At 39.3% G+C, this 25,297-nt stretch carries 17 protein-coding genes; 9 read left to right on the top strand and 8 right to left on the bottom strand.

The window, feature by feature from the left end; all coding sequences use genetic code 11:
- Positions 1-88 precede the first annotated feature (88 nt).
- A complete protein-coding gene (locus tag HMPREF1321_RS08005) occupies positions 89-1,279 on the bottom strand; it encodes a pyridoxal phosphate-dependent aminotransferase (RefSeq protein WP_009422163.1) in 1,191 nt (396 codons plus the stop codon).
- A gap of 48 nt (positions 1,280-1,327) precedes the next feature.
- On the opposite strand from HMPREF1321_RS08005, the gene HMPREF1321_RS12445 reads away from it, so the two are divergent.
- From HMPREF1321_RS12445 to HMPREF1321_RS07990, 4 genes are all read left to right on the top strand, one after another.
- Complete coding sequence (locus tag HMPREF1321_RS12445; RefSeq protein WP_198003463.1) at positions 1,328-1,510, top strand: hypothetical protein; 183 nt, start codon at positions 1,328-1,330, stop codon at positions 1,508-1,510.
- A 184-nt stretch (positions 1,511-1,694) separates the two neighbouring features.
- Positions 1,695-2,336: an O-methyltransferase gene (locus HMPREF1321_RS08000; protein WP_034575925.1), complete on the top strand. Its 642-nt coding sequence runs from the start codon at positions 1,695-1,697 to the stop codon at positions 2,334-2,336.
- An 88-nt stretch (positions 2,337-2,424) separates the two neighbouring features.
- Positions 2,425-4,647, top strand: a complete 2,223-nt coding sequence (locus HMPREF1321_RS07995) for a patatin-like phospholipase family protein (RefSeq protein ID WP_009422186.1) — start codon at positions 2,425-2,427, stop codon at positions 4,645-4,647.
- Between the two features lie 122 nt (positions 4,648-4,769).
- Positions 4,770-6,224 (top strand): aminoacyl-histidine dipeptidase, encoded by a 1,455-nt coding sequence (locus tag HMPREF1321_RS07990; protein WP_009422178.1) that lies wholly within the window; start codon positions 4,770-4,772, stop codon positions 6,222-6,224.
- 90 nt (positions 6,225-6,314) lie between these two features.
- Here the strand turns inward: HMPREF1321_RS07990 and fumC are convergent, their stop codons facing one another.
- Positions 6,315-7,712, bottom strand: coding sequence for a class II fumarate hydratase (fumC, locus tag HMPREF1321_RS07985; RefSeq protein WP_009422175.1), 1,398 nt, complete (start codon positions 7,710-7,712; stop codon positions 6,315-6,317).
- Positions 7,713-8,631: 919 nt separating this feature from the next.
- On the opposite strand from fumC, the gene HMPREF1321_RS07975 reads away from it, so the two are divergent.
- From HMPREF1321_RS07975 to HMPREF1321_RS07955, 5 genes are all read left to right on the top strand, one after another.
- On the top strand, positions 8,632-9,213 hold the full coding sequence (locus HMPREF1321_RS07975) for a MarC family protein (RefSeq protein ID WP_009422166.1): 582 nt from the start codon (positions 8,632-8,634) through the stop codon (positions 9,211-9,213).
- A 93-nt stretch (positions 9,214-9,306) separates the two neighbouring features.
- On the top strand, positions 9,307-10,098 hold the full coding sequence (kdsA, locus tag HMPREF1321_RS07970) for a 3-deoxy-8-phosphooctulonate synthase (RefSeq protein ID WP_002672353.1): 792 nt from the start codon (positions 9,307-9,309) through the stop codon (positions 10,096-10,098).
- Positions 10,098-11,507 carry a CCA tRNA nucleotidyltransferase gene (locus tag HMPREF1321_RS07965; RefSeq protein ID WP_009422140.1) on the top strand — a complete coding sequence of 470 codons (1,410 nt, stop codon included), beginning with the start codon at positions 10,098-10,100 and terminating at the stop codon, positions 11,505-11,507. The genes kdsA and HMPREF1321_RS07965 overlap by 1 nt, the downstream gene beginning before the upstream one ends.
- 89 nt (positions 11,508-11,596) lie before the next feature.
- The gene (locus HMPREF1321_RS07960) at positions 11,597-12,364 is read left to right on the top strand and encodes a carboxypeptidase-like regulatory domain-containing protein (RefSeq protein ID WP_009422156.1); all 768 of its coding nucleotides are present in this window, start codon (positions 11,597-11,599) and stop codon (positions 12,362-12,364) included.
- A gap of 98 nt (positions 12,365-12,462) precedes the next feature.
- Complete coding sequence (locus HMPREF1321_RS07955) at positions 12,463-14,169, top strand: phospho-sugar mutase (protein ID WP_009422180.1); 1,707 nt, start codon at positions 12,463-12,465, stop codon at positions 14,167-14,169.
- A gap of 194 nt (positions 14,170-14,363) precedes the next feature.
- Here the strand turns inward: HMPREF1321_RS07955 and HMPREF1321_RS07950 are convergent, their stop codons facing one another.
- From HMPREF1321_RS07950 to HMPREF1321_RS07925, 6 genes are all read right to left on the bottom strand, one after another.
- Entirely contained in the window at positions 14,364-15,941 is a 1,578-nt protein-coding gene (locus tag HMPREF1321_RS07950) for a RagB/SusD family nutrient uptake outer membrane protein (RefSeq protein ID WP_009422199.1), read from the bottom strand.
- A gap of 12 nt (positions 15,942-15,953) precedes the next feature.
- The gene (locus HMPREF1321_RS07945) at positions 15,954-19,289 is read right to left on the bottom strand and encodes a SusC/RagA family TonB-linked outer membrane protein (protein WP_009422144.1); all 3,336 of its coding nucleotides are present in this window, start codon (positions 19,287-19,289) and stop codon (positions 15,954-15,956) included.
- Between the two features lie 69 nt (positions 19,290-19,358).
- Complete coding sequence (locus tag HMPREF1321_RS07940; RefSeq protein ID WP_009422151.1) at positions 19,359-20,282, bottom strand: dihydrodipicolinate synthase family protein; 924 nt, start codon at positions 20,280-20,282, stop codon at positions 19,359-19,361.
- Between the two features lie 145 nt (positions 20,283-20,427).
- The gene (locus HMPREF1321_RS07935) at positions 20,428-21,660 is read right to left on the bottom strand and encodes an MFS transporter (protein WP_009422148.1); all 1,233 of its coding nucleotides are present in this window, start codon (positions 21,658-21,660) and stop codon (positions 20,428-20,430) included.
- 134 nt (positions 21,661-21,794) lie between these two features.
- Positions 21,795-23,060, bottom strand: coding sequence for a cyclically-permuted mutarotase family protein (locus tag HMPREF1321_RS07930; RefSeq protein ID WP_034575919.1), 1,266 nt, complete (start codon positions 23,058-23,060; stop codon positions 21,795-21,797).
- 6 nt (positions 23,061-23,066) lie between these two features.
- On the bottom strand, positions 23,067-24,236 hold the full coding sequence (locus HMPREF1321_RS07925; protein WP_009422130.1) for an AGE family epimerase/isomerase: 1,170 nt from the start codon (positions 24,234-24,236) through the stop codon (positions 23,067-23,069).
- Between the last annotated feature and the right edge of the window lie 1,061 nt (positions 24,237-25,297).

Raw genomic sequence — 25,297 nt, 5'->3', positions numbered from 1 at the left:
ACAATGATTCTTTAGTCGTTTATTTTTTAGGCGCAAAAGTACTATTTTTAATTGAATGTGCAAACCAAAACTGAAAAAGTGTTTTTAATTATTGCAAACTCTCTTTTATACGTCTTATAGCTTCTCGTAGGTCTTTCTCAGAAGCGGCATACGAAAAGCGAATACAATTAGCATCACCAAAGGCTTCACCCGTAACAGTAGCTACCATTGCTTCTTCTAACAGATATAAAGAGAAGTCGGTTGCGTTATGGATATTGCGACCTCTTAGGGTTTTGCCAAAGAAAGACGATACATCGGGGAAGACATAAAAGGCACCTTCGGGGACGTTGAGTTTGAACCCGTCAATCTCACTTAGGAGTTGTAATACCAAATCTCTACGCCTTTTAAACTCGTCTACCATATATTGTATTTTGCTCTTAGGTGCTTTTAGGGCAACAATAGAAGCGCGTTGAGCTATGGCATTAGCACCACTGGTTATTTGTCCTTGTACTTTGGTACAGGCTTTAGCAATCCATTCAGGAGCTCCCATATAGCCTATACGCCAGCCGGTCATTGCAAAGGCTTTGGACATTCCATTTACGGTGATGGTACGTTCATAGAGTCCGTCGATTTCGGCTACACTGGTTACTCTCTCATTGGTAAAGTTGATATACTCATAAATCTCATCAGAGAGAATAAAGATGTTAGGGTGTTTTCTAAGCACTACGGCTAGAGCTTCTAATTCTTCTTTGCTGTATATAGAACCACTGGGGTTACAAGGGGTATTGAACCATACCATTTTAGTTTTAGGAGTAATAGCCACCTCCAACTGAGCAGGAGTTATTTTGAAGTCGTTCTCAATGGTTGTGTGAACCTCTATGGGAACGCCTCCTGCCATTTTAGCTATTTCCTTATAACTCACCCAATAAGGAGCAGGAAATATCACCTCGTCACCGGGATTGAGCATCGCCAAGGCTACATTTGCCAAGCATTGTTTAGCTCCCGTAGATACTACTATTTGTGACGGCTTGTAATGAAGGTTATTGTCGCGCCTGAACTTTTCGCAAATCGCCTCTCTCAATTCCAAATAACCATCAATAGGAGTATATTTGCTGTAGTTCTGTTGTACTGCCTCGATAGCTGCTTCTTTTATAAAATCAGGGATATCGAAATCGGGTTCGCCTAAGCTAAGACCAATGATGTCCTTGCCTTCGGCTTTTAGTTCACGTGTTTTGGCTGCCATTCCTAAGGTAGCCGATACTTCCATAGCGTTGATACGGTCGGACAAATACTGTTTCATACTATTTTAAAAAGTTTATTTCAGTTGTAATTCTACCCATACAGGTAAGTGGTCGGAAGGATAGAGACCATCGATGCGAGTTTCTATAATTTTATATTGTTTTACTTTTATAGACTTCTGACGAACAAAAGACGAACAAAAGACGAACAAAAGACGAACAAAAGACGAACAAAAGACGAACAAAAGACGAACAAAAGACGAACAAAAGAACGAACAAAAGACGAACAATGAACGAACAAAAGACGAACAATGAACGAAGAAAAGGTATAGTAAAGTTATTGTTATATTGGAAATAAAAAGTACTTTACCTCGCTTCTTCTACATTTCTATCAATCTCCTCTACCTTTGGCTTTTGTGGCAAAGGTACAGCTTTTTTGAATATTATTGCTATCTTTGCCAAAAAAATATTTTACCAATGCACTTTTTATCAGAAGATTTAGAAAATTACGCTTGCGAACATACTGACAACGAACCTCCTTTACTGCAAGAACTCAGTAGGCGCACTTACCTTACTGTATTGCAACCGAGAATGATTAGTGGTCATTTACAAGGGCGTTTCCTCAGTTTGCTCTCTAAATTGATACAGCCTAAAACTATTTTAGAAATAGGCACTTACACGGGCTACGCAACCCTCTGTTTGGCAGAAGGGTTGGCAGTTGATGGTGTTTTGCATACTATCGACATCAAAGAGGAACTCACTGACCTGCAAAGGGAGTTTTTTGACCGGAGTGGCTATGGGGCGCAAATTGTGCAACACTTAGGCAAGGCAGCCGATATTATCCCTACTCTCAGCACTACTTTCGACCTTGTTTTCATAGATGCTGACAAACAGAATTACGCTCATTATTTTGATTTGGTGATAGAGAAAATGAACTCAGGAGGTGTTATCCTCTCTGACAATGTGTTGTGGAGTGGTAAAGTAGTGCAAGAAGTAAAGCCTTCGGATAAACATACCCAAGCCTTAATGGCTTACAACGAAAAACTAAAAGAAGACCCTCGTATAGAGACAGTGCTACTCCCCATACGGGACGGTATTACCATATCGAGAGTAAAATAGAGTGATTAAAAAATTAATCCTCATTTTTATATTGTTATTTGTTAATTATTTTATACCTTTGTGCCTGTTTTAAAAAGCAATTCATTGGATGAGAATATTCTTAGCAACCATATTTCTGATACTTAGTAGTCCTCTTCTGCGTGCGCAAGATACTACCCACAAAAAGGATTTAAAAGTGGGATTGGTACTCAGCGGTGGAGGTGCGAAAGGGTTAGCACATATAGGGGTACTAAAAGTGTTGGAAGAAGCAGGGGTGCGCATCGATTACATCGGGGGTACGAGTATGGGGGCTATGGTAGGAGCTTTGTATGCGGCGGGTTATTCAGCTAATGAGTTGGACTCTATCTTCCGTCAGTTAGACTTTGATAAACTCTTGCAAGACAAGACTTCACGCCGTGCTAAATCATTACACGAGCGCTATATATACGACCGTTATGCAGTAGCATTACCTTTCAATAACTTCAAAGTAGGGTTGCCTCGTGCGGTATCAAAAGGACAAAACATCTACAACGAGTTTGTGAAACTACTCTATCCGGTGAATGAAATCTATGATTTTTCGCAGTTACCCATTCCTTTCTTGTGTGTAGCAACGGATATAGAAACAGGTAAAGGCGTAGTACTTGAAAACGGTTTCTTGCCTCAAGCGATACAAGCAAGCGGTTCGTTTCCTTCGCTATTCGATTTGGTAGAAATAGATGGTAAATGGCTTACCGATGGTGGTATTGCCGATAATTATCCCGTAGACGAAGTTAAGAAAAAAGGAATGGATATTATCATAGGGGTAGATGTACAGAGTCCGCTAGCAAAACGAGAGGAGATTAACTCTTTTTTGAGTATTTTTTCGCAGATTACTACCTTCCCAATGATAGATAATATGCCAAAAAAAATAAAAGAGACCGATGTGTACATCAAACCTAATATAGAGGGATTCAACGTTATTTCGTTTGATAAAGGAGAGACAATCATCAACAATGGCGAAATAGCAGCGGAACATTTTCTACCAAGATTGCGTGAGATTGCAGCTCAACAAAAACATACAGAGGAAAGAGAACGAATACAAAAGATAGATTCCTTTTACTTAAAAGATGTCCATTTTCATAACAACGAACACTTTTCGCGTAGTTATTTGCGCGGTAAACTACACTTGAAATATCTAAACCGTAAGATTTCGTTCGAGCAACTGAACGACGGAATCGACAACTTGATGGCTACTAACAATTTCCATTCTATCAATCACCAGATTAGGCACACATTTGAAGGGGAACATATAGACTTTTATTTAAGAGAGAATCCGCAACGCACCTTTTTGAAATTTGGGATACATTATGACAATCTGCTAAAAACAGGGTTCTTGATGAACTATACTCGGAACTATTTCTTACAAAGCAGTGATTTTCTTTCTCTCGACCTTATTGTAGGAGATAACATACGCTATCAGTTTGATTATTTTGTGGATAAGGGATTTTACATCAGTTATGGATTGCGGTCTAAGTTTGTGCAATTCGACCGAAAACTGAACACAAAACGCTTGTCTAACTACCGAATAGAGCAGTCGGAACTCAACCGAATGGACGTAGAGGCTTACGACTGGGTAAATCAGCTCTATTTGCAAACACTTTTGGGTAATGGTTTTGTATTTGGCTTAGGAGTAGAGCACCGCAAAATACAGTTTGATACTGAGCAAGTGCATTCAATAAGTTCAGCGACTTCGTATTCGGAAAAGAGTCATATAGGCAGTTTGTATTCTTATCTTAAATACGACAGCTTTAACAATAGCTTTTTCCCCAGTAGAGGGGTGTACTTCAATACACAGTTCAATTTTTATGCACTTGCCTCTAACTACTCAGATTTTAACAAATTTACAACGGGTAAAACAGAGTTATCATTTGCTTTTCCTATCTTGCCAAGATTGAGCGCACGAGTAGGATTAGAAGGTGGTGTTACGATAGGAGGCTCTAATATATACTCATTAGACTTCTTTTTAGGAGGGTATAACAAGAATGTATTTACGAACTATTCACCTTTTTACGGATATGATTTTTTGAGCATTGGTGCTAAAAACTACTTAAAATCAGAATTGGTAATAGATATCCAACCCTTTAAGAAACAACACTTGCTATTATTAGCGAATATTGCTAAAGCAGACAACAATCTTTTTGAGAGTTTCGAGTGGAAGAAATACCCAGACTATTCGGGGTATGGGATAGGATATAGCATTGAGAGCTTTTTAGGTCCTATAGAACTGAAGTGCACTTACTCACCTGAAATACGACAAGCGATATGGCTGTTTAATATAGGGTACTGGTTCTGATTAGGTAAAAGGTAAAGCCAGCGAGGGCTCAGAGCTGGGTATGTGAATAAAAAGTAAAAGGTAAAAGCGTAGCGACTAGATACTAACAACTGATAACTAAAAACTAATAATTAATAAATATAATGAAAATAACAGAGTTAGAACCAAAACAGTTATGGGCGAACTTTGCGAGCTTGAATGCCGTGCCTCGTCCATCAAAAAAAGAAGAGAAAGTCATTGCTTTTATGGTGGCTTTTGGCAAAAGTTTAGGACTTGATACCTATCAAGACGAAACGGGCAATGTAATCATTAAAAAGCCCGCTACGGCAGGAATGGAAAACCGCAAAACAGTAGTGTTACAATCACACCTCGATATGGTACACCAAAAGAACAATGATACGGTGTTCGACTTTAGTACGGAAGGTATCAAAATGTTAGTAGATGGCGACTGGGTACGTGCTGATGGTACAACTTTGGGAGCCGATAACGGTATTGGGGTTGCAAGTATTATGACTATCTTACAAAGTAAGGATATTCCCCACCCTGCTCTTGAAGCTCTCTTTACTATTGACGAAGAAACAGGAATGACGGGTGCTAAAGGGCTCAAAGGCGGATTGCTCTCTGGTGATTTTCTTCTCAACTTAGATACTGAGGAAGACGACGAAATTGATATAGGATGTGCCGGTGGTGTAGATGTATCGGCGTTTAGAGAGTACGACATGGTAGATACGCCTGATAATTCAGTAGGCTATACACTTACCATAAAAGGATTGCACGGCGGACATAGTGGTACAGATATCCATAAGGGCTATGCTAATGCAAACAAACTGATGAACCGTATATTATTCACTTGTACTGAGAAATTTGGTTTGCACATTGCAAGTGTAGATGGAGGCGGTTTGCGCAATGCTATTCCGAGAGAAAGCGTAGCGGTGGTAACTATTAATAAGAACGACGAAATGGCTTTTAAAAAAGAAGTAGCTACACTTACCCAAGCACTTCAACACGAGTATTCAGTAACTGAACCGACTCTTACAGTATTACTTGAACCTACTGCGGTACCTGAGAAAGTAATGGAAGAAGAAGAACAAGAAGATGTATTACGCGCTCTTTACGCAGCCTTCAATGGGGTGTACAAAATGAGTCAGACGATTGCTAACCTTGTAGAAACCAGTAATAACGTAGCAAGAGTACAAATTAAAGACGGCGAAATAAACGTGTATTGCCTCACTCGTTCAGCTTCAGAAACTTCTAAATATGATTTGGCTGATACGATTCGCAGTAGTTTTGAGTTAGCTGGATTTGAAGTAGAATACACTGGTAGTTACCCAGGTTGGGAGCCCAAAGTAGATGCTGAAATCTTGAAGATTGTAAAAGCACAATACAAAACGCTCTTCGGTGAAACACCTAATGTTGTAGCTTGCCACGCAGGCTTAGAATGTGGCATTTTAGGAACCCATTACCCCGAAATGGAAATGGTGAGCTTTGGTCCTACTATCAAAGGGGCACACTCGCCTGCTGAAAGGGTAAATATAGCTTCTGTACAGAAGTTTTGGAAGTTCTTACTAGCGATATTGCAACATATTCCTAACAAATAAGAACAAGTATACAGTTACTTATATAAAAAAGGGGAAGCTATCAATTAGATAGCTTCCCCTTTTTGAAATATTATAAACTTTTTATATTACTTATTTAAGGCTTCCCACCATATCTTCAGGGCGTACCCATTTGTCGAAGTCTTCCGGAGTTACATAGCCTAAACGCACAGCTTCTTCTTTAAGAGTAGTGCCATTGCGGTGAGCCGTTTGCGCTATTTCGGCTGCTTTATAATAACCAATCTTAGTGTTAAGAGCTGTAACAAGCATTAAGGAGTTATCTACTAATTCCTTAATGCGTTTGTAGTTAGGCTCTATACCATTTGCACAGTGTTCTTCAAATGATACACAAACATCTCCTATCAACTCAGCTGATTTAAGGAAGTTGGAAGCCATTAATGGTTTAAATACATTTAATTCATAATGACCTTGTGTACCTCCTATTGAAATAGCTACATCATTACCCATTACTTGAGCTGCAACCATTGTCATAGCTTCACATTGGGTAGGGTTTACTTTACCGGGCATAATAGAGCTACCAGGTTCGTTAGCAGGAATGATGATTTCGCCTATACCTGAGCGAGGTCCTGAAGCCATCATACGAATATCGTTTGCAATTTTATTGAGCGATACGGCTAATTGTTTAAGAGCTCCGTGGCTTTCGACAATTGCATCGTGAGAAGCCAAAGCTTCAAACTTATTAGGAGCGGTTACAAAAGGTAGACCGGTGAATTTAGCAATGTATTCAGCTACTTTCACGTCGTAACCTTTAGGGGTATTGAGCCCTGTACCTACGGCTGTACCTCCTAAAGCTAATTCTGAAAGGTGAGCTAATGTGTTTTTAAGAGCACGCAAACCGTGGTCGAGTTGAGATACGTAGCCAGAAAGTTCTTGTCCCAAAGTAAGTGGTGTAGCGTCCATAAGGTGCGTACGACCTATTTTTACTACATTTTTAAAAGCTTCGGATTTAGCAGCGAGAGTATCGCGTAGTTTCTGAACACCAGGAATAGTTTTCTCAACTACCATTTTATAGCAAGCGATGTGCATACCGGTAGGAAAAGTATCATTAGACGATTGTGATTTGTTTACATCGTCATTGGCTTTTAGTACGGGGTCGCCTTCACCTATTTTTTTACCAGCCAACACTTGAGCACGATTGGCAATCACTTCGTTCACGTTCATATTAGATTGTGTACCTGAACCGGTTTGCCAAATTACTAATGGGAATTGGTCGTTGAGTTTGCCTTCGAGAATTTCATCGCAAACTTGAGCGATAGCATCGCGTTTTTCGGCTGAGAGCACTCCTAAATCGAAGTTTGCATAAGCGGCAGCCTTTTTAAGGTAAGCAAAACCACGGATAATTTCAATCGGCATAGAAGCGGGTGCACCGATTTTAAAGTTGTTGCGTGAACGCTCTGTTTGTGCTCCCCAATATTTATCGGCTGGCACTTTCACTTCACCCAAAGTGTCTTTTTCAATTCTATAACTCATTTTGTTTGTATTAGTTAAAATAATCTTCTTTTAAAAACGCTACAAAGGTACGTTGTATTTTCTAAATATTAAAATTTTTCTGAGATTTTTTGATACCATTACTGTATTCTATTTATTAAAGACAGGTAGTGCGAGCCGCACGGGCAATTGTAGCACGACGAGCATTTTGGGGTAATGAATTAATGATGAAATTAGGAGAGGAATATACAAAACTTATAGGAAACTTACAGGATAATCGAACAATAAGTGGCTTTTCAGTGGGTCTACAGTGGGTCTACAGTGGGTCTACAGTGGGTCTACAGTGGGTCTACAGTGGGTCTACAGTGGGTCTACAGTGGGTCTATAACGAACAAAAGACGAACGATGGATAAATCTAAGTTAAAGCTAAAAGATAGATAAAAAGAAGGTTATTAGTAGATTTCAACTTTGCCCAAGTTTGAAACTTGGGCAAAGTTCATACAAAAAACGGTGCAAGGTACAAGGTCAGATAGAGAAAAGACGAGTGAGAAGCCCCCGAACCCCCGAAGGGGGACAAGCCTTAAAGAGAAATTGGTAAAGACTATCGGTCTGAAAGACAAGACTTATTTGAAGATAGAGCGAAACTGAATCAAGCCTAAGGAAAATGCGAGCCACAAGAGCAGATAATGAAATAACGAACAATGAACGAACAAATGACGAACAAATGACGAACAAATGACGGTGCGAGCCACACGGGCAAATGAACAAATGACGAACAAATGATGAAGGAAAGATGAGGCTATGATAATTGTAAAAAAGCGTTTTTATCGTATTATGATATAGGTGAAATAAAGCTTTTAGTTATATTGAAATATTAGTAAATCAATTAATTAACAAATTGAGAGATTTTTTTTTCATCGTTCGCAATTATTTTAGTACTTTTGCACAAATTTTTTAGATTATGAATTTCGATGTAAAGGAGATTATCTCTGCTACTATGGTGCTCTTTGCGGTAGTTGATATTATCGGGAGTGTACCTATCATTATTAATCTGCGCAAAAAAGCAGGACGTATACAATCTGAGAAAACAGCTATTGTAGCCGGTATTTTGCTTATTCTGTTTTTATTTATAGGCAAGCAATTACTCAATTTGTTTGGAGTAACGGTTGAGGCATTTGCTGTAGCTGGGGCATTTATTCTCTTTTTTCTCGCCTTAGAGATGATTTTAGGTATCACCCTCTACAAAGGTACTACGCCTGAGACTGCCTCTATTGTCCCTTTGGCTTTCCCTATGGTGGCAGGAGCAGGGGCACTCACTACTGTACTCTCCCTTAGGGCAAAGTTTTATGTAGAGAATATTATAGTAGCAATCCTCATTAATATGATTATTGTGTATGTAGTGCTTAAATCTTCGGAGAAAATAGAGAAGTTTTTAGGCAAACAGGGCATTACGGTAATTCACAACCTTTTTGGTGTTATACTTTTAGCGATTGCAGTAAACTTGTTTACTACTAATATTAGGGCGATGTTATTTGGTCAATGATGAATGACAAATAACAGTACGAACCCCACCGACAAATAAAAAATTACGAAAAAGCTACTAACCTCAAAGAATTATAACTAACAATTAAACAAAATGATAAACAAAGAAGATAATTTCTTTCTCTTAGCGGGACCTTGTGCTATAGAAGGGGAAGATATGGCGATGAAAATTGCTGAACATATAGTGAATATCACCCATAAACTGAATATATCCTACATTTTTAAAGGGAGTTTTAAGAAAGCCAATAGGAGTCGCGTAGATTCGTTTACGGGCATAGGCGACGAAAAGGCACTAAAAATACTCCAAAAAGTAGGGCAAACCTTTAATGTTCCTACTGTTACTGATATTCATCAGGTGAGCGATGCGGCGATGGCTGCCGAATATGTAGATGTACTGCAAATACCAGCTTTCTTGGTGCGCCAGACTGATTTGGTGGTGGCAGCAGCCGAAACGGGCAAGGTAGTGAACTTGAAAAAAGGTCAGTTTATGAGTCCTGAGAGTATGCAATTTGCCGTGCAAAAAGTATTTGATAGTGGCAATGAAAAAGCGTTGATAACTGACCGTGGCACGATGTTCGGCTATCAAGACTTGATAGTAGATTTTCGCGGAATTCCGACGATGCGCAAGTTTGCTCCCGTAGTAATGGACGTTACCCACTCGCTACAACAGCCTAACCAAAGTAGTGGGGTAACAGGTGGTCGCCCAGATATGATTGAAACCATTGCCCGCGCTGCTATTGTGAACAATGCCGACGGACTTTTTATCGAAACCCATTTTGACCCTGCTAACGCCAAAAGTGATGGGGCAAATATGCTACATCTCGACCTCCTTGAAGGTCTTTTAACGCGTTTGGTTGCCATTCGCAAAACAATTAACGAATTTTAATGAACTATACTGAAGCGCTTTCTAATCCTATTTTTAAACTCATAAGCGATATTTCAGCTGAGATATCGGTTGAAAGTTACGTGATTGGGGGCTTTGTACGCGATTATTTATTAGAGAAAAAACTTCCCAAAGACATCGATGTAGTATCAATCGGTAGTGGTATTTCGTTGGCTGAAAAAGTAGCTGAGCGATTGCCTAATGCTCCTAAAGTATCAATATTTAAAAACTTTGGTACAGCAATGATTAAAGCCGATGGCTTAGATATTGAGTTTGTAGGGGCACGCCGTGAAAGCTATGAGGCAAACTCACGCAAGCCTTATGTAGAGAGTGGCACGCTACAAGACGACCAAAATCGTAGGGATTTCACTATCAACGCAATGGCTTTCTCTCTGAACAGAGATACTTTTGGCGAGCTTATCGACCCTTTTGACGGCTTAGACGACTTAAAACGAAAGCTCATTCGTACCCCCTTAGACCCTGATATTACTTATTCAGACGACCCTTTGCGTATGATGCGTGCTATCAGGTTTGCTACCCAACTGAATTTTAAGATTGAAAAGCAGTCGCTAAAAGCTATTACTGATAATAAGGAACGGCTAAAAATCATCTCGAACGAGCGTATTGTAGAGGAACTGAACAAGATACTCGCTTCGGCTAAACCTTCTATTGGACTGAAATTGCTGTACGAAACGGGCTTGTTGCACTATATCCTCCCAGAACTCATCGCCTTGCAAGGGGTGGAGGAACACGACGGACAACGCCATAAAGATAACTTTTGGCATACCTTAGAAGTGGTGGATAATATATCAGAAAACACCGATAACCTTTGGTTACGCTGGGCAGCGCTCTTACACGACATTGGCAAAGCACCTACCAAACGCTTTGACAAGAAGATAGGTTGGACATTTCACGGACACGAGTTTGTGGGGAGCAAAATGGTATATCACCTCTTCAAACGTTTGCGAATGCCTCTGAACGACAAGATGAAATACGTGCAGAAAATCGTAAAGATGAGTTCGCGCCCTATTATCATCGCTGATGATATCGTTACTGATTCGGCTGTACGCCGTTTGGTATTTGATGCTGGAGAGGAGTTTGAAGACCTAATGACCCTCTGCGAAGCTGATATTACTACTAAAAACCCTAAGAAATTCAAAAAATATCACGACAATTTCCAGATAGTACGCCAAAAGGTAGTGGAAGTAGAAGAGAAAGACCACATTCGCAATTTCCAACCTCCCGTAAGCGGTGAAGAGATAATGCAGACGTTCAACTTACCTCCTTCACAACCGGTAGGAATGCTAAAAGAAGCGATAAAAGAAGCGATTTTAGAAGGTAAAATCCCCAATGAATACGAGGCTGCCAAAGCCTTTATGATGGAGAAAGCAAAGAAGATGAAATTGATTTAGAGGTACGAGGTGCGAGGTGCGAGGTGCGAGCCGCACAGGCAGTGTGAGTCGCACAGGCAGTGTGAGCCAGACAGGCAATTAATTTAGTAATGAGATTATGGTTTTTCATATTATTGCTGATGAGTCCGCTTTTGATGAGGGGGCAAGAAATGACGCGTATCAGAGGAAAGATATTCTACAACAATGCGCCTTTGGAAGGGGTGCATATTCAAAACATAGACAACCAGCACTATACTACTACCGATGCTGAGGGGTCTTTTTCGATAGACGCTACCAAAGGACAGAGCTTAAAAGCTACGTATGTAGGCAAGAAAACACTTTACCACAGCCTTACACAAGTGGATTTACAGCGATTGGTTGTTTTGAAAATGACTGATATTACTATTGCATTAGAAGAAGTGAGTGTTACTGAAAAGCCTAAGATTACTGCTCAGAGTTTGGGTATTTTACAACACACTCCAAAAGAACGCACTTGGGAAGAGAAACGGAAGTACGCTAATACAGATATTCTTCAAATAGACAAATTCTCCCTCTACAAATTACTAGTAGGAAATGTGAGTTTTAACTTCAATGCAATTATCAACCACCTAAACGGAAAGGCAAAGATTATCAAACAACAAGTTATCAATGAAAAGAACCTAAGGGTGGCACATTACATCGTAAATGAGATGGGCAACTACCTCAAAAATGAACATCACCTAACAGAAGAAGAAATAGGCACCTTGGCTTTCTATGTAATGGAAAAACCCGAAGCACACCGGCTTGTAGAGCGAAAAGACAACAAGCAATTAGAGTTTATGTTATACGAATGGTGGCATCAATTGAAAAAATTGCAAATTAGTGAATTTGCTAACTGACAGATTTGCTAATTTAAAAATTATTCGTACCTTTGCTAACGAAAAACAACGCTGATAAAATATATAACAAGAGTCAGCCTCTATATAAAATTAATTTTATGAAAAGTATTGAAACAGCAAAAATGTGGCTTTCTGACACTTTTGATGCAGAAACCCGCAACAAGGTTCAAGCCCTCATCGACGGAAATCCCGATGAGCTCAACGAAGCCTTTCACAAGAACTTAGAGTTCGGTACTGGTGGTATGCGTGGTATTATGGGAATTGGTACCAACCGCATCAACAAATACACTTTGGGCAAAAATACCCAAGGATTGAGCAACTACCTCAAAAAATGCTTCCCTAACCAAGAGATTAAAGTGGCTATCGCTCACGACTGTCGCAATAACTCTAAGAAGTTTGCCAAAATAGTAGCCGATGTATTTGCAGCTAATGGCATAAAAGTATTCCTATTCTCTGACCTCCGCCCTACCCCAGAGCTTTCGTTTACAGTACGCTACTTAGGCTGCCAAGCGGGTATCGTGCTTACCGCTTCTCACAATCCACCAGAATACAACGGTTATAAAGTGTATTGGGAAGACGGCGGACAAACAGTACCACCCGAAGACGGTGATATTATGAAAGCTATTGAAGCACTTGACTTCAAAGACATCAAATTCAACGCCGATGAGAGTCTTATTCACTATATCGACAAAGAACTTGACAATGCTTTTGCCGAAGCTTCTATCAAACACGGCGACTTCAATGCTCCTGAGAAAGACAAGCTAAAAATTGTATTTACTTCTTTGCACGGAACGTCTATCACTATGGTACCCGATGTGCTCAAACGCGCTGGCTTTACCAATGTACACATCGTAGAGGAACAAGCTGTACCTGATGGCAACTTCCCTACCGTAAAATCACCTAACCCAGAAGAGCCCGAAGCTCTTACGTTGGCACTCAAAAAAGCAGACCAAATAGGAGCTGATATCGTAATAGGTACCGACCCCGATTGTGACCGAATAGGTATAGCCGTTCGCGACCTCCACGGCAAAATGGTGCTACTTAACGGTAACCAAACAATGGTAATGATGACCGACTTTCTCTTGGCACAACAAAGCAAAAAAGGCTTTAAAGGCAACGAGTTTGTAGCTTCTACTATCGTTTCGACTCCTATGGTTCACACAATTGCTAATGCATACAAAGTGCAATACAAAGAAGGACTCACAGGCTTTAAATGGATTGCCAAGATGATTAAAGATTTCCCTAAGCTCACTTTCATAGGCGGTGGAGAGGAAAGCTTCGGTTATATGGTTGGTGATTTCGTACGCGATAAAGATGCCGTAACTGCGACCCTATTGGCTTGTGAGATTGCTGCATTTGCTAAAGCTAAAGGCAGTTCCTTCTACAGAGAATTGCTACACGCTTATACCAGATACGGGTTCTACAAAGAGTACCTCATTTCCTTAGTGAAAAAAGGTATTTCGGGCTCAGAAGAGATTGCTAAGATGATGAAAGACTTGCGCGAAAATCCGTTGAAGGAAATTAATGGAGAAAAAGTAACGCTGATTTGCGATTACCAATCGTCTAAGGCTTTCCACCCACTTACTGGTAAAGTAGAAGATATAGACGTTCCTAAATCGAATGTGCTCATCTACCACACCGATAAGGGTACCCGCGTAGCAGCACGCCCCAGCGGTACAGAGCCTAAGATTAAGTTTTATTTCAGTGTAAACACTCCTTTGAGCAGTGTAGACGCTTTTGAAGCAACTCAAAAGGTTTTGGACGGAAAAATCCAAAAGATAGTGGAAGAGTTGAAGCTAAAATAGTGAACCATTCTATATACTCTATATAGAGTCTGCAAATAGACTCTATATAGAGTCTGCAAATAGACAGTACCTCTGCTCTCAATGATTGAAAGCAGAGGTACTTTTTTTGAGAAAGAAATATGTAAAACAGAAAACAGAGCCCCTTTTACAAGGAACCCCGTTTTCATCTTCAATAAAGCTAAAAATCTTTATCTTTATTTGTAACCAGGTGTTTGAGTAACGAGTGTATCTCTGCTGATAATATCAGAATTGATAGGCCAAAGTAGCTTATGCGCTTCTGTATTTTGATTCAGTATAGGCTCTACATTGCCTGCCACTGTACCATAACTTGCCTCTTTTGAAAATACAAGAGGTTTACCAGAGGCATCTTGTAGACGGCGAACATCAAACCAGCGTTTAGATTCGGCTACAAACTCTTTATCACGTTCTCTCAAGATAGCTAACTCACCATCAGCAAAGTTAGTATGTGTATACGCATTAGCTGAAGTATAATTTGAACCATAAGCCCTCTGTCTAATTTGGTTGATATAAGTAGAGGGGTCAGAGCCTTGCTTATTAGCTATCTCAGCATACATCAACAGTACATCGGCATAACGGTATACAGGTATATCATCAGAGAAAACACGAGTGTTCGCTGTGTTTATAAAGCCTATATATTTGATGAGAGCTATCCCTCTCCCTTGTGTTTTAGCTGCATTAGAGTAGAACGATAGGAATGTAGTAGCTCTACGGGTATCAGTAGCATCAAAAGCCTGAAACAATTCAAATTTATACTCATTGAATAAGAACCCTGACTGAATCTTCAAGGGGTCGTTATTAGGAAAAGCTTTCCCAGTTTCATCGTATTTATTGATAAAATTGGGTGGGTAATACATAAATGAGTTGAACGGAGTGCTTGCTTCATTTTCTAAAAAAGCCATTGCAAATATAATCTCATTATTTTGCTTTTTATTGTAAGCAAATACATCGGCATAGTTAGGCAAAAGGCTAAATTTACCTGAACTAGCTACCTTGTCTAATGCTGCCTTAGCAGTGTCTAAATCAGAGGCTGAAGGAACTTGGTCACCAGTAGTGACTTTGGCTGACCAAAGGTAAATCTCGGCTTTGAGCATCAAGGTAGCATAATATGACCAATGTATTCTATCAAAATTATTCACTCTGTTAGAATCTGTAAAATATTTTTCAGAGTTATTAATATCGGTCTTTATGAAATCTAAAGTAGCTTTTGGAGTACTACGAGGCGTAAATAATTCTTTACCACTACTAGGCGTCTTGTCTAATATTTCAGTTCCAGTTTTAATGGGTACACCCCCATAGGTTCTGTAAAGCCAAAAATAGTACCACGCACGCATTCCGTACATTTGCCCTAAATAATAATTCTTATTGGTTTCAGTTAAATAATTGGCTTCTAGAATATTTTTAATAGCATTGTTAATATTAAAAATCTTTCCATAAAAGTCAAACCAAGAACTATTGTTAGGATTTTGAGCAGAAAAGTTCTGTATTTTTATATCGGAATAATATATATTCTGCTCTAATGATGACGTACCACCGGGCACCATAGTACCTCCACGTGCTTCACCCATTATCCAATAGTTAAAATCATTGCTTCTAAATTGGTTATGCACTCCCTCGATAGCTCCTACTACTTGAGCTTCATTTTTCCAGAAGTTACCACTACCATTATAGTCCTTTGGAACAAGGTCTAAATCATTACAAGAGACTGTAAGCAATAGCCCTGCGATAATTGTTGTATATTTTAAAACTTTCATATGTTGCATTTTTTAAAAGGTTAAATTCAATCCTAAGATAATAGTCCTTGGCAATGGATAGCCTGAATTTGATTGCCCTAAAGCCTCAGGAGAATAAGTTTCAGCTTTAGTAAGGTAACCTAAGTTCTGACCTATCAAAGATAGTTCTAAATTATCAAGTCCCATTTTACTAACTATATCTTTTTGGAAATTATAGCTAAGAGCTATCTCACGGAAGGCTAAGTAACTTCCTTCATAAATAAACATTGTTGAACTACGGTAGTAATTACGTTTACCAAGCTGGTCAGCCCAATAATATTTAGGATATTTAGCAGTAGGATTATCAGGTGTCCAAGTATCATTTACCTGTTTAACAGTGTTAAAAGTACCTTGCATATTACCTAAGTACCAAGGCAATGAGTTACCTATTGAGATGCGCTGTTTGAAGTTGAGCGCATAGTCCATACGGGCAGAGAATCGGATATTTTTATAACTTAAGGTAGTATTGATACCTCCTGTCCATTTAGGGTAAATATTACCAGCTTTCACTAAATCATAATTATCAATTTTACCATCTCCATTCACATCTCTCCAAATTACATCTCCAGGCTGGATAGGAAGTCCTTTTTCTTTTTCAGCATCGCTTAGTCTTGCCCAAGCGGCAGGTCCGTATAGTTTTTTAGATCCGGTTTCATCAACCAAATTATCAGCCAAGCGTCTTACTTGTTCTTCATTTTGGTATATACCTAACGCTTCGTGAGCATACATATCACCAGGCTCTTGTCCTTCTTGATAACCTCCTACCCATTCTTTTTTACCTGTGGTAGGATTGTAGACCTCAATAGCATCTTGCCTGTTATTAGGGTAACCGTTATGAGGTAGTTTTACTACTGTATTTTTGTTATAAGCAGCATTTACTGCTAAACTCCAATGCAAATCATTCTTATCTATAATCCGGAAGTTAGTTTCTATCTCCACTCCTCTGTTTCTGAAAGACCCATTGTTAGTATTGATAGCAGAAGCTCCTGATGAGTGTGGAAGTGTCATTGACTGTATCTTATCACTTGTCAAACGATCGTACAATGTAAAATTAGCATTGATACGGTTTTGGATAAAACCTAAATCTAATCCAACTTCAAAGGTACGCGTTTTCTCCCAACGAAGTCCTTTATTAGGAAAAGTACCTATGACATAGCCTACTGCCCCATTGTACTTATTAGTGTCATAAGAACCTTGTAAGGTATAATCACCTATAAATTTATCTGGCACATTACCATTCAAACCAAAACTGGTTCTGAGTTTTGCAAACGAAAGTACTCGTTTTATATTGTCAGGGATAAACTCTTCACGAGTAATAATCCAACCCAGAGAGGCTGCTGGGAAGTTACCCCAACGGTTATTAATCAATCGAGAATATCCATCACGGCGAATAGTAAATGAAAACAAATACTTATCAGCATAGTCATAGTTTAAACGTCCAAAATATGATTTGATTCTATTGCCATAATGATATGAATCTATCCCACGTTTACCTTCTTTGTTAGAAGTCAAACCTAAGTCTTGGAACTCATCGGTAGGTGCTTCTGAGCCTGAAGCACTAAGCCCGCGTGTATAGCTGTCGTAATACTCATAACCTGCCATAGCATCAAAGTGATGAGATTTTATATCAAACTTGTAGTTTAAGATACTATTATAAGTTTGGCGTATAGTTCTTTTAAAGCTAGCTGAAGTACTTCTAGTTCTACTCCAGTTATTAGCAGCTTTACCTGGTGAGGTTTGGTGGTCTTTATTAAAGCTTTCATAATATTCTTCATCAAACATCACTTGTCCACTCACTGTTAATGAAAGCCCTTTATACAAATCAGCCCTGAGGCTTTGTCCGAAATTAATTTTATTGGTATTATTATCACGAAGAAATATATTTTCATAAAAACGTGGATTACCGTCAGCACCACCACGTCCCATTACTATCTGTCCATTTACTTTTTCTTTTTGAGTGGGAGGAGCTGAAAGCATACGTCCAAAATAGGCATCATCTGCAGAAGTATTCACATTTTTATACCAAGTAGCATAGGCTATTGAGAAGTTGCTGGTGGAAGTAAGCCAAGGTTTTAACTTATACTCAGCGTTCAAAGTACCAGTGAGTCGCTTATACCAACTCTTGATAGGCAAACCTTCTTGGTTATAATAGCCCAAACCAGCATAATATTTTCCTTTGTCATTACCTCCTGTCATTGATAACGAATAGTCTCTAGTAAGAGCAAAAGGACGGAAAGCTGCCTTTTTGAAATCAAAATCATAAAAAATAAGCTCTTTACCTGTAATAGGATCCGTCATCGTTTGCCATCCTTCTGAAAGAAGTTTTTGTTTTTGAGAAGGCGAAAGGCTTTCTGAGAACATAGTAGACCAATATGAATTAGCACTTTCATTAGGATTTAATACCGTATCATCGGTCATACTTTTGAAGTGTATATTACCAGTACCGTAAGGTTGTGCACCACTTAAACTCGCTTCGTTAGTAAATCCTTTCCAATCACCTGAAGCATTTTGCCATACACGGGCACTATTACGTACCGCCGTACGTTGCCAATAAAGATAATCACGTGCATTAAGAAACTCCACTTGGTTATTCATATAAGCAAATCCGTGCTTCAATTTTACATTCAGTGACGAAACACCTAATCTACCTTTTTTAGTAGTTACCAATACTACCCCATTGCTAGCTCTTGCTCCATAAATAGCAGTAGCACCAGCATCTTTTAATATATCCATTGATTCAATATCATCGGGGTTGATGTCATTCAATCCCCCTCTGATTTGTCCATCTATGATAACAAGGGGTGAGCCTGAACCATCAAGATTAGTACCTCCACGAAGTACTAAGGTAGGAGCAGCTCCTGGACTTCCTGAAGTCTGTGCTACCCTAAGTCCGGCCACTGCTCCTGAAAGAGCTTGAGCAGGGTTAGAAAAAGAACCGGTTGATAATACTTCTGTTTTCACTGAAGCAATAGAACTCGTTACTTTTGCTTTCTTTTGTGTACCTCCATAAGCAGTAAGCACTACTTCTTCCAATACATTCGCTTCTTCCTTTAACGACACATTAATAGGGCGACTACCTGTTACTCTTCTCTCTTGGGTAGTATACCCCACAAAGCTAAATACAAGAATATCACCCTCCTTTGCAGTGAGGGTATAGTTCCCTTCAAAGTCGGTCTGGGTACCGTGTGTGGTACCTTTCACAACTACAGCAGCACCTGGCAACGGCATTTCATCAGAAGAAACCGTCCCTTTCACTATTATCTCTTGCGCCCAACCTATTGTGGTAAAAAACAACAAGAAGAATACATTAAATAAATACTTTTGCTTCATTACTTTAAATTTTTACTGATTGATTTTATAAATACAATGGGGTGGTAGGTTAGTTACATTTTATATATACTACATTTGGTTACATTTGTTAAAGAAATCAATGCTTTCCAATTCTTTCTTAATAACTGCTTCCTCTTCATCAGTAATGTTTTGGAAAGGCGTACGGTTGATACCTAAGTCTAAACCAAGCAACTTCATTATACGCTTTCCGCACACTATGTTACCACGATATTTAGCAATTACATTTATCACGTCTTGGGCGTAGTTTTGCAACTCAGCAGCTTTGGCAATATTGTCCTTGTGGTATTCATCTATGATACCTACCAATACCTTGCCTATATAGCTACCAGTACCGCTAATACCACCACGAGCACCCCCCATTACAAGAGCATTGAGGATAGTCTCGTCTAAGCCGTAGAGCATATCGTATTTACCATTGTTGTACAACATACATTGGTTGTACTCATAAAGTGGTTCGTAGGTGTATTTGATACCCGCTAAGTTAGGAATACGTCCATCAGCTGCTTTAAGGAAAGGCAACATAGGAAGGTACACCCCATTGAGCGCAGGGATATGGTAAAAATAGAAAGGCAGATTAGGTGCTCCACAAGCTATTTCCTCGCAGTATTTCACCAGCTCCTCTACCCTACCCGCTTTGGGAAAAGGTGAAGCCATTGCCCCTATACCGAAAGCTCCAATTTCTTGGGCGTGTTGTGCCATTTTGTAGCTATCTTTGATGCAAGTAGCCCCACAGTGTACAATCACTTTGAAGCCTTTGGGAGCTACTGATACCCACTTTTCGGCTATCTTCATACGTTCTTCAACCGTCATCATATAGCCTTCACCTGACGAACCGTTGATAAATACCCCTATCAATCCATTTTTTTGCAAGAGTTTTGCATACTGATCAATAGGGTCTAAATTTACTTCTCCTCTCTTGTCGAAAGGGGTAAAAGGCGCTACTATTAGCCCATTAATTTTTTCAAATGTCATTTTATTTAGTTATTTATTCCTCTCCCTCTCCTTTCTTCCCCTCCCAAAAAGGAAGGGGAAGGGGAACCTCAAAAGCAATAATAAGGAGAGTGTTTATTAATAATTCTATTTCAATTAGCTCCTCCTTGGGAGGGGTTGGGGATTATTATTCTCCACACAATTCTCTCTTAGGTTTTAAGAATAGCAACATCAGTACAATGGCTATTAAGATAATCACCGAGAGTTTGCTAAAATCAGCTCCTAAGTTGCCCGCATCGGTAGAAGTACCAAGCATTAAGGTAACAGCATAGCCCGAAAATACGCCTCCCATATTCATAATGCCATAAGCCGTAGCGCGTTGCTGTTGTGGAATAATTTGGCATAAGATAGGCATATTGTTGGTATCAAACATTCCGTAACCAATACCAAAAAGCAAGGTTGCCCCTATCATTGCTACATACGACTCACCAAAACCTATGAGTATCAAAGCAGGAATGGTAAGCCCTAAACCAATAGTACTAGTATAGATGCGCGCTTTGATATTTGTCTGTACCCAGCGGTCGGACAATGTACCTCCTATGAGCACTCCCAAGAAAGAAGATATAGCGATAGAAATTGTTGCTATGGGTCCTGCGGTAGCCATTGGTACATTTAAGTTAGTAGCAAAGAGCGTAGGTAACCAGTTCTTAGTTCCCCAGCCTGGAAAGCTCGATGCCATAAAGTAGAACAAGAGTATCCAGAAAGAGAAAGTGCCAAACACAAGGGCAAGCGACGACAACAATGAGTTTTTCGGTGCTGACGTTGTTTGTGTAGTTGCTTGTGGTTTACACTCTATATCAAAGAGAGTAAATACCAAGAAGAAAGCATACACTATCCCTACCATACCAAACCAGTGAAACACGGTATGCCAAGTATAGTTAGAGGCAATAGTAGCTCCAAAGCCTCCTAAGGCTTGCCCTGCATAAAGCCCCGACATATGAATACCTATAGCCAAAGAACGTGTTTTTGAAGTATGGTAATCGGCTATCATAGAAAGAGCAGTAGCTAAGTAAAGCGCCTCACTGAGTCCCATTAAGGCACGTAGCCAATACACCTGATTAAAGGTTGTCGCATAACCCATACCATAAGTTACTGCCGACCATACAAACAGGCTTCCTACAATCATCCACTTGCGGTTCACGCGGTCAGCAATAATACCAGCCACAGGGCTCATCAATCCGTAGATAAGAAGGAACACTCCCATCAACCTACCAAAGTTTTCTCCCACAGCAAGCTCTTTGATATCCATTTTCATCGACTCCTGCATCGTGGAGAGCATTTGTCGATCTAAATAATTGAGTAGTGCCACCACCCATAGCAATGCCACTACTATCCAAGGGTATATTTTACTGTTTTTCATAGTATCAACTGTTATATTGGTTTGTTAAAGAGCCTTCCTACGGTCGGGAAATCTAACAGATTAACAAAAGTTTGTTTGATTTTGTTTTTTTGATTGATTTCTGAGACATAGCCTCTCCCTTAAATAAGTATATACTATTTTACCACAACTTTAAAAGTTTTATTGCTACGTACACCGGGTTTTAGTTCTCCTTGCACGAGGTAAAACTCATCTGGAGAGCCTACTAAGGTAGCACCTGCTCGAGCGAAATCAGTCTGTGTATCGAGCACCGACCACTGTTGCGTGTGAGTATCGAACAGATAACACTCTTTATTGAAACCATAGTACTCAATAGGCTGTGTCATATAATGCGACATATAATCGTAGTTTTTCTGCTTGCGTGTCTCATCAGTGAGGGTAGTATCGCGACCTATATGATAGAGGTCGGTGATGGTTTTTAAGAAAAGTGTTGCATTTACACCTCCAAAACAAGCAATATAGCGATTATCAATAGCCAAAGCTGTAGCTCCTGTGAGCGAAAATAGCACTTTATCAGGACTTTCTTGTGTAGCTACTTTTTGCCATTGCCGTTGTTGCACACTATACCTCCACACAGCAGTAGAGAGAGTAGGCACGCGGGTAGTATCCCCCCCGAAAAAGCCTCCTAACAAGAATAAGTGTGTATCACCCTCTTGTTCCATCGCTACTAATACAGGTTGTACACTGGGCTCTTCGGGAAAATCAGGCAAGCGATGCCACTCTTTATCAGTAGCAGTATCGATATAATACAGTTTGTTAGAGGGCTTTCCCGAAGCACTACCTCCCGCTACAAACACCTTGCTACCTATACTCGCACCTGCAAAGTTGTCGAGTGGTTGAGGCAAAGAAGGGAAAGAAGTAAGCGTAATGCCTTTTTCTTTTGAATACTGCACCTTATAGCAATTAGCTAAAGAGTGTGTAGCCGTCTGTCCTCCTATCCACAGATAGCCAGCAGGAATCGCTACCGATACCCCATACGCCGCTGCTTCAGGAAGTTTGCCCACTGTTTGCCATTGGTTTTGCGTTTTATTGAAGTGAAGTATTTCATCATAAAACACTTTCTTTCCGCCTTCAAACCCGAGTTTATCAGGGAAGTTACACCCTCCTGCTACCAATAATTCACCGTTGAGCAGGGCAGCATAAGAAGCCGAAACGCCTTTCTGCAAATCGCCTTCCAAGCCTTGGGTGGTAAGTGTTGTAATATTAATTTTCATAGGTTGTTCTTTTTGGGTTTCTGTACAAGCCGTCAATATTATTAGAGATAAAACGAATAGTGCAGACTTTGCCAAAGGTGCGAGCCGCACGGGCAGGAAACTTTGGCAAAGTAGCTTAGACTTTATCAAAGTTTTTCTGTTCATTATTTGTCTTTTATCATTAACCATTAACAATTAACCATTAATCATTGCAATTGTTTTCCACACTTGATATAAGCCACGTGGTACGTGGAAACAGCCCTTCCATTTACCGCCTTTGAGGTCTAAGAGCACTTCGCCTTGGCGGTTGAGGTACCCCCACCATTCGCGATGTTTAGGGTCTTTAAAATGTTCCCAAGTGTAATGATGCACTTTCTCAAACCACTGCAAGCACTCTTTATTACCAGTGAGTTGATATCCTTTTATCAGCGAGATAAGCGTTTCTATATGTACCCACCACAGTTTCTGATCCCATTCTAATTGTTGGGGCGGACAGCCTTTTCTATCCATAAAGTAGTAGATACCGCCATACTCTTTATCCCAACCGTAGTCAATCATTTTTAGAGTAGTTTGCACCGCCTTTTCGATGAGCTCAGGACGATTGAGACGCTTGCCTAAGTCCATTATAAACCACATTGCCTCAATGGCGTGACCGGGGGTAAGCTGACGACCTTCAAAAGTATCAGATAGCGAACCGTCAGCATTTACATTTTCTACTACGATGCCACCCAGTTCAGGGCGTAAAAATACGTCCATTACTTCGTGAATACAAGTATCCATCGTTTTCTCGATGAAAGCCTCGTCCAATAAGGGTTCTATCTCCAATGCCAAATTACAGAGAATCATAGGCAAGGCAAAGTTTTTAAGCGAACGAGTGCCTGGGTAGGCTTTGTTCCATTTTCCCTTAGGATTATCTTTTTTGGAAAGGATAATATCAAAAGTGCGTTTGGCTATATCGGCATATTCTTGATTGCCTGTGGCAATGCTCAACTGACCGAAAGCCATCGTAGCAAAGGTATAAGAGAAAATATTATAAGGTTCCACAAGAGGGTTCCCTTGTTGGTCTAATGAAAAATACCAGTTTAGGTTTCCGTCGTGTCCGTATTTCTTGAGGAACTCTGCCCCTTGTATAGCACAGTCCAACCATTCTTGTCGTTTTTCTACACGGTTATAAAGCATCGCAAAGAGCCATACTTCACGCCCTTGTAGCCAAATAAACTTATCGGTATCAAATACATTTCCTTGGCGGTCAAGACAAGTAAAATAACCACCATATTCTTTGTCTTGCGATTTCTCTAGCCAAAACGGAATCACGTTTTGTAACAATTCATCGCGATATTGTTTTTCTAATTGTTTAAAATCCATTATTAAAATAGTATCTTAGTTTTAATTGTGATTTAGTTTTTATTCTTCTTTAATCGACGGGGCAAAATAACAAATAAAAAATGATATGACCAAATATTTAATAAAGTTTTTTTATATATAAATTTTATGAAATATTGATTTTAGATATAACATACTGATTTACATACATATTTGAATTAAACAGAAAGTATTGCATTTTCGTATTATTTCGAAAAAACAACTATAAACAATCTTTTTATTTTCTATTTCATTCAAAAATCTATCATAAAGAATAATTTAAAATATTTTATTTTACAAATTCTACATAGCATAAAAATTATGATAATAAAACTTTTAATTAATAACAAGCTATTAATTTATTTGAAATAGAAAATGAAGTGCACAATAATAAAATAGAAAGATTATATTAATATGCACAAAGCAAAGCACATAGCTTCGTACTATAATTTATTTCCAAAAATAAATCCATCATTTTCCTATTGCAATAGAGTCTCTCCTTTTTTTATTACACATTATATATCAATCGCTTACAAACTACTCCCTATATTTCAACACTTATATTACTTCGCAAAACCTATTCTCCTTCATTGTTCCATTATCTGCCCGTATCACTCGCACCGTTGTTTGTATGAACATTGCCAAAATTTCAAACCTTTGGCAATGTTGAAATCCACTAATAACCTTCTTTTTATCTCTATCTTAGCTTTAACTTACCTTCACTTTCCCTTCGTCATTTGTTCGTCTTTACGTCGCTTTATTTTCCCCTTTGGAGCAGGTTAGAGAGAGGTTTTGTTCCTCTTTTCTCTATCTGCCCGTGCGGCTCGCACCGTCTTTTGTTCGTCTTTTGTTCGTCTTTTCGTCGCCACACCTCCATTACTGTCTTTATCAAAGTTGAAATCCCCCTTCCTCACTAACCATTAACCATTAACCATTAACCATTAACCATTAACCATTAACCATTAACCATTAACCATTAACCATTAACCATTAACCATTAACCATTAACCATTAACCATTAACCATTAACCATTAACCATTAACCATTAACCATTAACCATTAA

Origin of the sequence: Capnocytophaga sp. oral taxon 412 str. F0487, assembly GCF_000271925.1 — a bacterium.
Taxonomy (GTDB): domain Bacteria; phylum Bacteroidota; class Bacteroidia; order Flavobacteriales; family Flavobacteriaceae; genus Capnocytophaga; species Capnocytophaga ochracea.
Note: the sequence above shows the minus strand (reverse complement) of the source record. Positions and strands in the feature narration are given on the sequence as shown.